Raw genomic sequence first — 13,169 nt, forward strand, 5'->3', positions numbered from 1 at the left:
ACCATTTATCTCTGCTGCTCCGGTCGACCGGCTATTGCTCTGGCCGAAACTGCTTTGTGACTTGCATCACACTTTAGCAGAGCACCCATTCCGTGGAAAATTTCACGCGACGTAATTCCCACGAGCAGAATCCATTTATTGCTTGTCGGTAGTAATACTAGCCTCGAGTGAATGGACGGAATGGGACGCTGGAACACGATCTGAATAACTTCCGCAACACCGGGCACCTGATCGGCTCCTCCAGTGAAACATAAATCCACTGACCCAAAATGCAATCGGGCGACCTGTTGGCCGCCCGAATTCGATGGAGTATTAGCGAAGCCGATTATGCCAGCGACGCGTACTCCTTCTCCCAGCGCTTCAGCACCTTCTTGCCGGCGCCGCCGAGCACCTCGACGGCCTGGCGCAGGCGCGCGCGGCTGAGATCGGGGCCCAGCAGGACCATGGCGTCCATCACGGAGAAGGAGGCCGTGGTGCCGCTGATTGCTACGAACAGCGGCGCGTTAAAGTCCTTCAGCTTGATATCCATTGCAGTGGCGAGGTCTTTGACCGTCGCGAAGATACTGTCGCGATCCCAGCTGCGCAGGGTTTCCAGGCGCCACAGGGCAAATTGCAGCAGCTTCTTCTGTTCTTCCAGTTCCAGCTTGTTGCCGCTGAAGCTCTCCTCGTTCAGGCCCAGCTTGTCGGCGGCGAGGAAGCTGACCAGCGGAGCGAAGTCGCCAAAGGTCTCCATACGCTCACGGGCGTGCGGCAGCACCTTCAACAGGTTGTCGCGGTTGAACATCCACTCGGTCAGGCGGTCGGCCAGCTGCTCGTTTTCCAGCTCGCGGATCCACAGGCCATTCAGCCAGGACAGTTTCTCGACGTCGAACACCGGGCCGCCGAGGGATACGCGGTAGATGTCGAAATGCGCCAGCATCTCGTCCAGGGAGAACTTCTCGCTCTCATCCGGCATGGACCAGCCCATGCGGCCGAGATAGTTCAGCAGCGCCTCGGGCATAAAGCCGGCGCGCTGGTAATAGAGGATGGACGTGGGGTTCTTGCGCTTGGACAACTTGGTCTTGTCCGGATTGCGCAGCAGCGGCAGGTGGCACAGCACCGGCATTTCCCAGCCGAAGTACTCGTACAGCAGCTTGTGCTTGGGCGCGGAGTTGATCCACTCCTCGCCGCGCAGCACGTGGGTGATCTCCATCAGGTGATCGTCCACCACGTTGGCCAGGTGGTAGGTGGGCATGCCGTCTGACTTGAGCAGGATCTGCGCATCGACTTGGCCCCAGTCGATCTCGATGGGGCCGCGCAGCAGGTCTTCCACCACACAGGTGCCGCTCTCGGGCACGTTCATGCGCACTACATAGGGCTCGCCGGCGGCGCGACGCTGCTCGAACTCTTCCTTCGACAGCGCCAGATCGCTCGGCTTCAGCGCGGTGCGGCCGGCCTCGCGCAGCTGTTCGCGCAGTTGCTCCAGCTCCTCGGCGGTGCGATAGCAGTGGAACGCATGGCCCTTCTCGACCAGCTCTTCGCAGTACTTCTTATAGATGTCGCCGCGCTCGCTCTGGCGGTAGGGCCCGTGGGGGCCACCCACATCCGGACCTTCCTGCCAGTCCAGCCCCAGCCAGCGCAGGCTGTCGAGGATGGCCTGTTCAGACTCGGGAGTGCTGCGCTGCTGATCGGTATCCTCGATCCGCAGAACAAACTGGCCACCCTGGGCGCGGGCGAAGCACTGGTTGAACAGGGCGATATAGGCGGTGCCCACATGGGGGTCGCCGGTGGGGGAAGGTGCGATTCGGGTTCTTACGGTGGTCATATCAAACCTGGTTGGGATTGAAGTGGATCAAATTTGATCGTTTTGAGGCGCGGGATTATAGCGCCGGCGGGGCTCCGGGCACAGAGACAGCCACGAAGCTGACTTTCTGAACTAACTGGCACAAATTACTGCTATTAGACAAAAAACATACACAAAAACCGTGACTTGTATCACGGAAAAAGTATCATTGGCGCCAAATGCATGGACTGCCTTGACCAAAACAATAACATTAGTCGCAGTAAGGTATTCGCCTGCTTAATCGTCTCATATCACCAACATGAATTTATGGTCCCAGGAAGATTTGCCATGAATAAGAACTTTATTCGCACATTGGCCGCGACGGCGGCTTTTCTAGCCTCAGCCTCCACTTTGGCATTCAAAGATGGTACTGCCGGTTCGACTTCAGAAGGCGAGCTAAATATCAATTTGATCGTCGAAAAACAGATCTCTATCGCAGGTTTCGATAAGGATCTCACTCTCGATTCGGGTAACAGCTACACCGATTCAGAAAATGTTTGTGTTGGCCGGTTCGCTACTGACAGTTACTCGGTCAGTTTCTCTGGTGCAAATGCGAATGCAGGGGTTCAAGAGTTCCGCCTGTCCGATGGCGCAGCGACACCGACGTATGTTATCTACGAGGTTCGCTTCGATGACGATACAGATGCCGCAGATGTAACTGCAGTAGACGCGACCACTGGTGTCTCAGCTGGTCCCTATATCACGACAAATAATCTGAACTGCACCGGCGCCGGCGGGGCTGGCGATACTGACAATGCTCAAATACAGGTCAGTGTGAGCGCAGCCGAAATAAACGCTGCCGGAAATAGCGGCGTAAGCAGTTTCTCCGACGTGCTGACCGTCACAGTAACCGCCCTGTAACTCGAAACTGTATCCAGATGGCAACCTCTACGAACTTAGAGGTTGCCCATTGCCCTATGAAACGCATCACATGGCACTTCGCCCTGTGCGGCGCTCTCCTTTCCAACAGCGCGCCTACCATAGCGGCCGCGGCTGCGGCGTTTATTATGGAGACTGCGCCGCCCGCGGGGTTCGAAGAACTCACCGAACCCACCCCGTTGGTCGTGGATGTCTATTATGGCGGACGCCTGATCGACCGTAATCAGCGCGCCCTTGTCAGCCCCACTACCCTGAAATTCGAGCAGCCGACGGCACTGCTCGACAAACTGCCCAAAACTATTGCCAGGGAAAAACTGCTCGGTCGCCTTAGCCAAACACTCCCCACTAACAGTCACCTAGTTTGCAGGAGTAATCAACGCGTTCGCTGTGGTGTCGTGGAAGCCGCTGTGCTTGACGTTATCTACGATGCGGATCGCTTCCGCGTGGATATCTTCATCGGCGCCGACTATCTGCCAACGCGACAGGTTTTGGACGACCCCTATCTGCCACCGGCCAGTAACCAGTTTGCCCTGAGTCAACGCCTGTCTGGCAGCTGGTCCGGCTCCCGTTCCGAGCCGGAGAGCGATAGCCGGGACAGCCAGAGCGCCAGCTTGTTCGGGGAGTCGATCCTGAGCTTCGGTGAAAGCTCGTTGCAGGGGCGCTGGTCGGTCAGTGATACCTCCGAACCCGCAACCCAGATCACCGACCTGTATTGGACGAGGGACTACCGCGGCAAGGCCTTTTCGGTCGGGTTACTGCAACCTCGAGGCAGTAACAGTCGATTTATCAATAGCGGGCCCTTATACGGTGTCGAGTACTACCAGTCCAACAACACCCGCGTGGACGGTGATCTGCGTACAGGGACGCCTCTGGAGGTGTATCTGCCTGTGCGTGGGCGGGTGGAAGTCTACCGGGACGACCGTCTGATCCACAGCCAATTGATTGAGGCGGGCAACCAGCTGGTGAGCACTCGCAGTTTCCCCCAAGGAGCTTATCAGGTGAAGGTAAAGGCCTTCGCAGAGGACGGCCGCCCGCTGGAAGAATTCGAGCAGTTCTTCGCCAAGGATTCACTATTGCCCGCACCCGGAGAGTGGCAATGGAACCTCATGCTGGGCACACCGGCCGAGCGTGTCGACAACAGCTCCTCGATTCCCGACGCGCAAAGCAACTACTTGTTGCAAGCCGGCCTCGGGCGCCGGCTACTCGACAACCTGGGACTATTCGCCAGCACAACCCTGGGCGAAGGATCCCAGGCGCTGGAATTGGGGGGGCGCTGGATCACCCCCAATATCGATATTTCTCCGAGTCTTATAGGTACTTCAGACGGGCGCAGCGGTCGACGGCTGACCGTATCTCTGAAGAGTTCCTGGGCAACGCTACTGTTGCAGGAGAGCTATCTGGATTCCGTAGACGAAGCTTCCGTAGAGGACGCCCTACTCGAGCGCGGCTATCACAACCGCAGTGCCGCACTGAATGTACCGCTCGGCAAAGGACGCTTGAGTGCGCGTTACTCAATGAGAGACGCGGGCCAGGAAATAAATAACAGCCAGCTGCAACTGGCTGACATCGCAGTAGGAAACGATCCTCTGCGCACTATCGAATACCAGTACCCATTTGCACGCGCAAAGTCCTGGAATGGCGACCTACGGCTCAGTTACAACGATAGCGGTGACGAGCAACTGTTCAGCCTTAATGTACAGTTTCGCTACAACGACGGACCCTGGAACCACGGGGCCAGCTTGCGCACCGACAGCGGAGTGGACGAAGAGCGCCGTGAATTTGCTGGCTTCAGCAGCAGCTGGACCGATGGCGACTTGTGGGCCAGCGATGTACAGCAGCAAGTTTATGGCGAGACTGACGGCGATGCACTGTCACTGCGCAGCAACACACGGGTGGCCGGCCGTCGCGGTTATTTTGCATCCGCCCTGAATTACCTCGACAGAAACAACAAGACTCTGAGCTATGTAGGCAGCTTCAGCACGACGCTGGCGACAGACGGCGATCACTTTACCTGGGGCGGCGAGCAATCTTACGGCAGTGGAGTACTGGTAGGCATCAACGGCGCCGACGAAGACCAGTTCGAAATCCTCATCAACGGCCAGCGCCGAGGTTATGCAACTGGCGGTGAACAAACACTCATTAGCGTGCCAGCTTTTGACACCTATGAAATAGCTGTCAGGCCCCTCGGACAGGGATTCTACGACTTCCAGGACAACAGCGAGACCGTCACCCTTTATCCGGGCAATATCGCCAGCACCAGCTATGACGTAAAATCGCTGGTACTGGTAGTCGGCCGTATCACTGAAAATGGCAAGCCGGTGACAGGAGCGAGATTCAAGCTGGCGGGGCAGGAAACCGTAACCGATCAATTCGGGCTGTTCCAACTGGAGTATTACACTGCGCCACAACGACTCAATTTTTCCTATATCAACTGGAACCACTGCCAGGTGCCGGTTGTTGAGCAGAGTTCAGATAGAGACTGGCTGAATCTGGGCACCATAGAACTCAGCCAAGCGAAGTGTGATCGCGATGAAATTGCCCGCAATTAATCACTTTTTCCTGACGGCCGCAGTCTTCGTGTTAATAACCACAGGCGGAAGAGACGCGGTGGCAGCTTCGACGAATCAGGATCCCTGTGGTGACGGCAGTACCTCCAGCGGCGATGATATGTACATCGGTATCTGCGGCCTCGAAAACCAAACTTTCAATTTCACCTACGACAACACGATCGCATCACAGGGCGACATTGGTTTTCAGATCCGTAGCTGTGGACCAAAGAATCAAAATCACGTTGGCTGCGAGTTTGCCGCCAATTTTGAAGTAACTATTGATGACGATTTCAGCTCCGGCAATAGCTATTTACTTCACAACGCCTATGGCCAGACGTTGCCGGTCCACCTGTTCTTCGGAGAGACGGCGGCCAATACAAACAAGCTTGTACCCAACCAGCGTTTTACGGGTAACAACTCGCCCTTCCCCGGAGCCAGCAGAGGTGCACTGACGGATTACTTTCTCCGCGTGGAGCTTGAGTCTTTAATCCTGACCGGTTATTCCGGGAACTACAGCGGAACGTTCTATCTTTCCATCGACCAGCAGGACTTCTGCGAAACTGGTAAAGACGGCATCACCTACTGCACCACAGAGCTGATAAGGCTGCCATTCACCATTTCCATAACGGTGCCCCCCGTCATCCGTATCGCCGGCCTCACAGATTTGACCAGCACGCTGAACACCGGCGGCGATACCGTGATGCAGGACGATTTCTGTGTGTACAATCTCGGCGGCGGCTATTTCAAAGTGCTCGGACTGAGCAATACGAGCGGCGGCAGCGGCACTTTTTTGCTGCAGGGCCCCGTCACGCAAATACCCTACAGCGTGAAGATAGAGGATACCGGGGGCAGTTTGCCGGAATATTTGACGGAGGGAACCGAGAGCATCAACAATTGGTTGGGCTCAGGCACCAACGTCAACTGCAATGCGGGCGAGGAGAATATGCGCCTGACTATCCTGGTCAAATTTGCCGATGCCCAAGGGGCCGAAAGCGGCACCTATCAAGACACTCTGACTTTGACGGTCACTCCCCAGTAGGCCGGTGACTACACCGGCAGCCTCTCTTCACTGCTTTCTTTACCGTCATAAGCGTTTAGTTTCAGATAGCCCTTTCCCTGAGGCAATTTCAGGGTTTTGTAGGCGCCTGGATAAATGCGCCCGGAAAGCGGAATGGACTCACAGCGAGTTTCAGCGCGGCAAAACTCCAGTTTCCTGATTTCCACATTGATGTTGCCGCTATTGCGGAGCTTCCACTCCTCTCCCTCTTTTGCCAACTCCAGTTGGTAAGCACCGTCGCGCGGCTGAACAAAAATCAGAGCCTGATAGGCAACAAGAATTTTTACTCCAGTTGCCTTGGTTGTGATATCACCTACAACGGGCTTGAAGGTCACCCTATACACTGCTTCTTGTGCCAGATCTCTCTCCACCGACATAAGACGAAAACGCTTCTGCGACCCAGGAGGAATTATGGCTCGAGTTGGACTCACCAACAGCTTGTAGTCCTTAGGATCGGTAATGGGGACGACCCTTTCGTTCTCCTGGCCAGGGTTATCCACACGAAAAATTTCCGTCTGTAAATAGAGGGGCTCTCTGTCCGGATTTGAAACCACCACGTCATCGCGGGCATTGGGAACGTCATCCAGATACAGGATCATCTTGTCGAGGGACATCCCGGCCAGAGCAGACTGGGCCAGCAACATCAGACAAGCGGCAATTAATCTTTGCATTTTGCTCGAAATAGAACGACTGACTAAGAGGAAGTCTATTCTAGCGCCTACCGGCCCGAAACAACTACTGCGCCGCGATAATGATCGACTCGACACTTCGAGTGGCATCAACAGTTAAGCAGGTGCTGCCACTTTGTCCTGGAAGCAGCCTACTAGTGCCTCTATCACTGGTAAGTTCGACTGAGAACTGCCGAACAGGGATATTACTGAGACACAGTTGTTCAAGATCCCCGCCATCAATCTGGTGAAACTCCACTCTTGAGGGGATTTGTAGGGTGATACGGACGGAGGCCGATGCACTTACGCTGTCTGCAGCCGCAAAGGCCGGCAGTAGGCTGGCGCTCAAAACAAGAGCGGCCGCGGTCCTTCCCTGCCCCATTGCTGTCATTGCTGATCCCTGACGCTGGATACACGAAGCGCCCGAACCGATCGGCCGGGCGACCAGCCTTCAGTCTAGTCGGCCTTGTCCGGGGCTCCCGCTGGAATTCCTTTCCGCGCCAGATTTTCCGCTGTCACCGGCTTGCAACCACCGCCTCACCGTCTATTTTTTCCTGTAGGGCCGGTGGCGATCGCCGGTCCGTTGTACCAGTGGATCTGCGAGTGAGCGACCGCTCGCGTCATGATGACAATAATTCCCACTATCCGGACCTGACTCTCATGCTGATTGCGCATCGAGGCGATAAAAGCCGCCACCCGGAAAACACGATTGCCGCCTTCGAGGCCGCCCACAGCCTTGGCGCCTGCGCGATCAAGTGCGACATCCGGATCAGCGCCGATGGCACTCCCTGGTGCTACCACCGCGACACGCTGCACGTACCGGGCAGCGGCAAGGTGCGCCCGTTTCACGAGTTGAGAGACCGCGAGCTGCGCCGGCTCCCCCTGAACACCTTTACCCAGCTGGTGGATTGGGCCAGCTGCCACCGCCACCTGGACTGGTATATCGAGCTGGCGGAATCGAGCCTGATCAGCATGGGCCCGGACATAGCCGTGGAAACCGTCGTGGACCTGATGCGCCGGGAGTGCGAATCCTTCGCCCTGCTGACCCGGGATCACCGTAGCCTGCGCATGGCGCGCAGCCTCGGCTGCCACCGGGTGGCCCTGCAGGTGAACAGCGTGGTCCAGTGCCTGTCGGCGAGTGTCGTCACCCTGGCGCCGGATTACCTGTTAATTCGCGACAGCGAGGTTGAGATCGATGAGCTGCCGCCCGGCCCCTGGCAATGGGTGGTCTACGAGATCAATTCGGCCGCGGACGCAGTGCGCTGGCGCGCGCGTGGCGCCCACCATATTCTGACCGGCGACCTGCCGCTGTTGATGCGCTCGCGAGAAGCCAGCGATGTCTACGGATTTTGATGTTCTGGTAGTCGGCGCGGGTATCCAGGGAGCGGGCGCCGCAGAGGCACTGGCCAAGGCCGGCTATCGGGTGGTGATGCTCGAACAGCTGGGCATTGCCACCGGCACCTCCTCCCGCTCTTCCAAGCTGATTCACGGCGGCCTGCGCTATCTGGAGAGCGGCCAGTTCCAGCTGGTCTACGAGTGCCTGCGCGAGCGGCGCTGGCTACTGGAGAACAAGCCGCAGCTGGTGCACATGGTGCCCTTCTATATACCGGTGTATCAGTACAGCAAGAGGCCGGCGTGGATGGTGCGGCTGGGGCTGACCCTGTATGCACTGCTCGCCGGGGTCAGCAGCGGCTATTCCCGGTTCCGCGCAGTGCGGCAACGGGACTGGAAAAGGCTTGCCGGTCTCAACTGTGACGACCTGGTGGCGGTTTACCGCTATTACGATGCGCAGACCGACGATGCCGCGCTGACCCGCAATGTGGTCGAATCCGCGATGCTCGAAGGCGCGCAGCTGATCTGCCCCGGCAGCCTCGTCGGTGCCGAGCTGACCAGCAGCGGGGTGCGCGTCGACTATGTTGCCGACGGCCAGCTCAGCACACTGCGCACGCGGGCGCTGGTCAATTGCAGCGGCCCCTGGGTTGCCGATACCAACTCGCGTTGCACACCGCCCGTGCCCCTGCCCCCTATCGACCTGGTGGCCGGTACCCACATCCAGGTTCCGCTGTCCCTGGGCGAAAAGATCTTTTACGTCGAGGCCGAGGACGGCCGCGCGGTATTTGTGATGCCCTGGCAGGGAGAGACCCTGGTCGGTACCACCGAGCGCAACTATTTCGGCGATCCCCGCGATGTGCAGCCGACCATGGAGGAAGAGAGCTACCTGCTGCGCACCCTGCAGCGCTATTTCCCGCAGGCCCGCGGCCTGCAGGTGCACGATATCAGCGACAGTTTCGCCGGCCTGCGGGTGCTGCCGCAGATGGCAAAGAGCCCCTTCGCGCGGCCGCGGGAGACACTGATCTCCTGCGACAACGAAAAGCTGCCGAGGATACTGGCAGTGGCCGGTGGCAAGCTCACCAGCTACCGCGCCACCGCGCGCAAGATCATGAAGAAATTGCGCCCGACCCTGGAGGCGGACAATGCCGGCGCTGACGAAGTCGTCGCGCGCTGCGCCAACAGCAGCCTGTCGGAGAAGGAGCGCAATCTTTAATCCCTGTGGGAGCCTGCCCTGCGGGCGATAGTCTCCTGCAATGGACACTGTGTTTGCCATCCATGGGCGCGACACTATCGCGTTCGATCTGGCCCCGGCCCCGCCATCCTTGGCGGGTCGCCAATCCGCGGACAACGTATCGCTTTGTAGGCGCACGTCTTGGCCCTGCGAGGCAGGCTCGCACAATTTAGGGCATCGGCAGCGCATCCCCTATAATGCGCGGGTCTTTTGATTTCAGTGCTTTCCCGACCGCAGTTTTATGTCCGATTCCCTCTCCCACCGCTTCTGCACCGCGCCACTCCTCGACTGGAGCGACAGGCACTGCCGCTATATGTGGCGCCTGTTCAGCAAGCGCGCCCTGCTGTACACCGAGATGGTGACCACTGGCGCTATCCTGCATGGCGACCGGGAGCGGCACCTGCAGTTCGATGCGGCGGAGCACCCGCTGGCCCTGCAGCTCGGCGGCAGCGATCCGCGCGAGCTGGCCGAGTGTGCCCGTATCGCCGAGGAGTGGGGCTACGACGAGATCAACCTGAACTGCGGCTGCCCCAGCGACCGGGTGCAGTCGGGCCGTTTCGGCGCCTGCCTGATGGCGGAGCCGCAAGTGGTGGCCGAGGGCCTGGCGGCGATGCGCGATGCCGTTTCGATTCCGGTGACGGTGAAACACCGTATCGGCATCGACGACATGGAGGACTACGCCGGCCTGACAGCCTTCGTCGAGGCGCAGGCTGCCGTCGGCATCGGCACTTTCATCGTGCACGCGCGCAAGGCCTGGCTGAACGGCCTCAGTCCGAAGGAAAACCGGGAGATACCGCCGCTCAATTACGACATGGTATTCCAGCTGAAGCGGGACTACCCGCAGCTGGAAATCGTGCTCAACGGCGGCATCAACTCACTCGAGGAGTGCCGGCAACATTTGCGCCATGTGGATGGTGTTATGCTGGGGCGCGCGGCCTATCAGACCCCAGCACTGCTCGCAGAGGTGGACAGCGCACTGTTCGACGGGGAACCCGGCCCGGATGCGGCCCAGGTCGTGCAGCAGATGCTGCCCTATATCGAGCGGGAGATGAGCCGCGGCCAGCGCCTGAACCACATCACCCGGCACATGCTGGGGCTGTTTCAGGGGCTGCCGGGAGCGCGCCGCTTCCGCCGCCACCTTAGCGAGAACGCCCACAGGAAAGGCGCCGGCCCGGACGTGGTGGAGCAGGCGCTGGCGCTGGTGACGCAGGCCGCGTAACGCCGATATTCAGGAATTCAAGAGACAAGCGAGGGAGAGGAATGAACAAGCTGGAGCAACTCAAGCAGCGCAGCCAGGTGGTAGCGGATACCGGTGACATAGAAGCGATCCGCCGCTATCGACCTCAGGATGCGACGACCAATCCATCGCTGTTATTCAAGGCGGCGCAGCTGCCGCAGTATCGCGAGCTGATCGCCGAGTCGCTGGCCTGGGCCGAGCATCACTCCAGCCATAGAGAGCCGGCGGATATCGCGAAACTGGCGGCGATGAAACTGGCGGTGGCGATTGGTGCGGAGATCCTGCAACTGGTGCCGGGTGTGGTTTCCACCGAAGTGGATGCCCGCCTCTCTTTCGACACCCGCGCCACCATCGATTACGCGCGCCGCCTGATTGCGCTCTATGAAGCCGCCGGCGTGGCCCGGGAGCGGGTGCTGATCAAGATTGCCTCCACCTGGGAGGGCATCGCCGCGGCCTCGGTGCTGGAGCGCGAGGGCATTCACTGCAACCTGACGCTGCTGTTCAGCTTCAGCCAGGCGATCGCCTGCGCCGAGGCCGGTGTCACCCTGATCTCGCCCTTCGTCGGCCGCATCCTCGACTGGCACAAGGCCAACAGCGGCCGCGACGACTTCACCGCCGCGGACGATCCGGGCGTGCTGTCGGTGCGTAACATCTACCATTACTACAAGTCCCGCGGTTACGACACCATCGTCATGGGCGCCAGCTTCCGCAACACCGGCGAGATCGAAGCGCTGGCCGGCTGTGACCGCCTGACGATCAGCCCGCAGCTGCTGCAGGAGCTGGAAGAGGACGGCACAGCCTTGGCGCAGGGCCTGCCCGCACATGTGGATACGGAGCCGCGCCCGGCGCGTACTCTGGGCGAGGCGGATTTCCGCTACCAGCTCAACAGCGACGCCATGGCCACGGAGAAGCTGGCCGAGGGCATTCGCAATTTCGTACAGGACCAGGAGCGACTGGAAATATTGCTCCAGGGGCAAATGATGGGACACAGGGAAACCGATGCTGCGACAAATTCGTAAGCTATTCGAACAGATCGGCAACGGCGCCGATCTTGAAGTGCGCAATGAAAAAGACGTCCGCATGATCAGCGCCGCACTGCTGGCGGAAGTCGCCACCGTGGACCAGAAGCTGGACCCACGCGAGCAGGTCACCCTCACCCACGTGCTGCAGCAGCATTACCAGCTGCAGCCGGAGGACGCGCGGGAGATCGTCGAAGAGGCGCTCGCCCACCGCGATAGGGCCACCTCCCTGTATGAATTTACCCAGACGGTAAACCAGCAGTTCGACGAGAAAGACAAATACCTGTTGATTCGCCAGATGTGGCAGGTGGCGTTTTCCGACGACGTGATCGAGGCCTTTGAAGAACACATGATCCGCCGGGTGGCAGAACTGATCTACCTGCCGCACGGGCTGTTTACCCGGGCGCGGGCCGAGGCGAGGGAGATGCGGAAAGCGGAATGAGGAATGCGGAATGCGGAATGCGGAATGCGGAATGCGGAATGCGGAATGCGGAATGCGGAATCATGATGCAGGAGTCAGCGGCAGTGCCGCGCGCAAACTCTGATCGCGGCCACCGGCGGATGGCCACCCCGCCGCTCCTACAAGGGAATGCCAGATCTCGTATTCAGCATTCCGCATTCATCATTCCGCATTAAAGATCTCAGTGCATCCGCGCCGAGGGCTTGCCGATCGGCTCGCACTCCAGCTCCAGGGTATGCACCAGATCGCGGAAGGTCTCCGCGTTCTGCTCGTTCATGCTCATCAACACGCGGTGGGCTTCCAGCACCTTTTCCCGCGCCGCGCACTCGTCCGGTGTCTTGCACTGCAGCGGCTGGGTCTCGGCCTCGAAGTCGCGGTGCTCATCGCTGATTTCGATCAGCGCGTCAAAACCCATGGCATCCAGCAGGTGGCGGATGCCTTCGTCCGCGGACACGGCCAGCGGCTTCTGGCAGCCGCGCTCCAGCGCGCGAATCGCGATTTTTGCCATCAATCCGAGGGTGGTGCTGTCAACGCCTTCGGCCTCGTGCAGATCGAACACCACATCGGTGAAGTCGTCGTGCGCAAACATGTTGTCGATAAAGCTATCGAAAGAGGTGCACAGGTTGAGCCGCACGTCACCGACCAGTTTGATGACGTAGACGCCCGCGTGGGACCCAACCATGATTTGCCCGGACTGCATAACAACCCCTGGCACATCCGCGCTGCGGCAAGTACTGCACACAAGCAGATGGCGAAAGTTCACTTGTGGAGAACACAACCGCCGACGGCCGGGTAAAGCCATCGTGTCAGTTTGTGCTTAAAGTGAGCGGAGCTTACTCCTGCCCGCCAAGGCTGGCAAGGGTACTAAAGTCGGGGGTTCCAGACCTACTGGTCACTATTTGGCCATATATTGCC

Annotated in this window: 11 protein-coding genes; 8 read left to right on the forward strand and 3 right to left on the reverse strand. The window is 59.1% G+C overall.

All coding sequences use genetic code 11. From position 1 onward, the window contains the following. Nucleotides 1-325 precede the first annotated feature (325 nt). Nucleotides 326-1,804 carry a glutamate--tRNA ligase gene (gene gltX, locus BUC36_RS11120; protein WP_073275127.1) on the reverse strand — a complete coding sequence of 493 codons (1,479 nt, stop codon included), beginning with the start codon at nt 1,802-1,804 and terminating at the stop codon, nt 326-328. A gap of 306 nt (nt 1,805-2,110) precedes the next feature. Here gltX and BUC36_RS11125 point away from each other — a divergent pair, with 306 nt between their 5' ends. From BUC36_RS11125 to BUC36_RS11140, 3 genes are read left to right on the forward strand one after another with little or no spacing between them, the layout of a single operon-like run. Beyond that, nucleotides 2,111-2,683: a hypothetical protein gene (locus BUC36_RS11125; RefSeq protein WP_073275129.1), complete on the forward strand. Its 573-nt coding sequence runs from the start codon at nt 2,111-2,113 to the stop codon at nt 2,681-2,683. A 56-nt stretch (nt 2,684-2,739) separates the two neighbouring features. Beyond that, nucleotides 2,740-5,250 carry a TcfC E-set like domain-containing protein gene (locus BUC36_RS11135; protein WP_159436012.1) on the forward strand — a complete coding sequence of 837 codons (2,511 nt, stop codon included), beginning with the start codon at nt 2,740-2,742 and terminating at the stop codon, nt 5,248-5,250. Beyond that, nucleotides 5,231-6,289, forward strand: coding sequence for a hypothetical protein (locus tag BUC36_RS11140; RefSeq protein WP_143186959.1), 1,059 nt, complete (start codon nt 5,231-5,233; stop codon nt 6,287-6,289). Before BUC36_RS11135 ends, BUC36_RS11140 begins: the two co-directional genes overlap by 20 nt. 8 nt (nt 6,290-6,297) lie before the next feature. Here the strand turns inward: BUC36_RS11140 and BUC36_RS11145 are convergent, their stop codons facing one another. Beyond that, nucleotides 6,298-6,978 carry a fimbrial biogenesis chaperone gene (locus BUC36_RS11145; protein WP_073275135.1) on the reverse strand — a complete coding sequence of 227 codons (681 nt, stop codon included), beginning with the start codon at nt 6,976-6,978 and terminating at the stop codon, nt 6,298-6,300. 600 nt (nt 6,979-7,578) lie between these two features. On the opposite strand from BUC36_RS11145, the gene BUC36_RS11150 reads away from it, so the two are divergent. The 5 genes from BUC36_RS11150 to BUC36_RS11170 all read left to right on the forward strand — a co-directional run bounded on the left by BUC36_RS11150 (nt 7,579) and on the right by BUC36_RS11170 (nt 12,236). Then, nucleotides 7,579-8,328 carry a glycerophosphodiester phosphodiesterase family protein gene (locus BUC36_RS11150; protein ID WP_234994967.1) on the forward strand — a complete coding sequence of 250 codons (750 nt, stop codon included), beginning with the start codon at nt 7,579-7,581 and terminating at the stop codon, nt 8,326-8,328. Further along, the gene (locus tag BUC36_RS11155) at nt 8,312-9,520 is read left to right on the forward strand and encodes a glycerol-3-phosphate dehydrogenase/oxidase (protein ID WP_073275139.1); all 1,209 of its coding nucleotides are present in this window, start codon (nt 8,312-8,314) and stop codon (nt 9,518-9,520) included. The genes BUC36_RS11150 and BUC36_RS11155 overlap by 17 nt, the downstream gene beginning before the upstream one ends. Nucleotides 9,521-9,779: 259 nt before the next feature. Beyond that, the gene (dusA, locus tag BUC36_RS11160) at nt 9,780-10,757 is read left to right on the forward strand and encodes a tRNA dihydrouridine(20/20a) synthase DusA (protein WP_073275141.1); all 978 of its coding nucleotides are present in this window, start codon (nt 9,780-9,782) and stop codon (nt 10,755-10,757) included. 41 nt (nt 10,758-10,798) lie between these two features. Further along, on the forward strand, nt 10,799-11,794 hold the full coding sequence (gene tal / locus BUC36_RS11165; protein ID WP_073275143.1) for a transaldolase: 996 nt from the start codon (nt 10,799-10,801) through the stop codon (nt 11,792-11,794). Beyond that, the gene (locus tag BUC36_RS11170; protein WP_073275145.1) at nt 11,775-12,236 is read left to right on the forward strand and encodes a tellurite resistance TerB family protein; all 462 of its coding nucleotides are present in this window, start codon (nt 11,775-11,777) and stop codon (nt 12,234-12,236) included. Before tal ends, BUC36_RS11170 begins: the two co-directional genes overlap by 20 nt. Nucleotides 12,237-12,435: 199 nt before the next feature. Here BUC36_RS11170 and BUC36_RS11175 read toward each other — a convergent pair whose 3' ends face one another. Continuing rightward, nucleotides 12,436-12,954, reverse strand: coding sequence for an STAS domain-containing protein (locus BUC36_RS11175; protein WP_073275147.1), 519 nt, complete (start codon nt 12,952-12,954; stop codon nt 12,436-12,438). Between the last annotated feature and the right edge of the window lie 215 nt (nt 12,955-13,169).

Origin of the sequence: Microbulbifer donghaiensis, from assembly GCF_900129095.1 — a bacterium.
Classification (GTDB): domain Bacteria; phylum Pseudomonadota; class Gammaproteobacteria; order Pseudomonadales; family Cellvibrionaceae; genus Microbulbifer; species Microbulbifer donghaiensis.

What these genes read in the sequence shown, in the direction of transcription:
- gltX (WP_073275127.1), bottom strand. Translation starts at nt 1,804, where the DNA reads ATGACCACCGTAAGAACCCGAATCGCACCTTCCCCCACCGGCGACCCC.
- BUC36_RS11125 (WP_073275129.1), top strand. Translation starts at nt 2,111, where the DNA reads ATGAATAAGAACTTTATTCGCACATTGGCCGCGACGGCGGCTTTTCTA.
- BUC36_RS11135 (WP_159436012.1), top strand. Translation starts at nt 2,740, where the DNA reads ATGAAACGCATCACATGGCACTTCGCCCTGTGCGGCGCTCTCCTTTCC.
- BUC36_RS11140 (WP_143186959.1), top strand. Translation starts at nt 5,231, where the DNA reads ATGAAATTGCCCGCAATTAATCACTTTTTCCTGACGGCCGCAGTCTTC.
- BUC36_RS11145 (WP_073275135.1), bottom strand. Translation starts at nt 6,978, where the DNA reads ATGCAAAGATTAATTGCCGCTTGTCTGATGTTGCTGGCCCAGTCTGCT.
- BUC36_RS11155 (WP_073275139.1), top strand. Translation starts at nt 8,312, where the DNA reads ATGTCTACGGATTTTGATGTTCTGGTAGTCGGCGCGGGTATCCAGGGA.
- dusA (WP_073275141.1), top strand. Translation starts at nt 9,780, where the DNA reads ATGTCCGATTCCCTCTCCCACCGCTTCTGCACCGCGCCACTCCTCGAC.
- tal (WP_073275143.1), top strand. Translation starts at nt 10,799, where the DNA reads ATGAACAAGCTGGAGCAACTCAAGCAGCGCAGCCAGGTGGTAGCGGAT.
- BUC36_RS11170 (WP_073275145.1), top strand. Translation starts at nt 11,775, where the DNA reads ATGCTGCGACAAATTCGTAAGCTATTCGAACAGATCGGCAACGGCGCC.
- BUC36_RS11175 (WP_073275147.1), bottom strand. Translation starts at nt 12,954, where the DNA reads ATGCAGTCCGGGCAAATCATGGTTGGGTCCCACGCGGGCGTCTACGTC.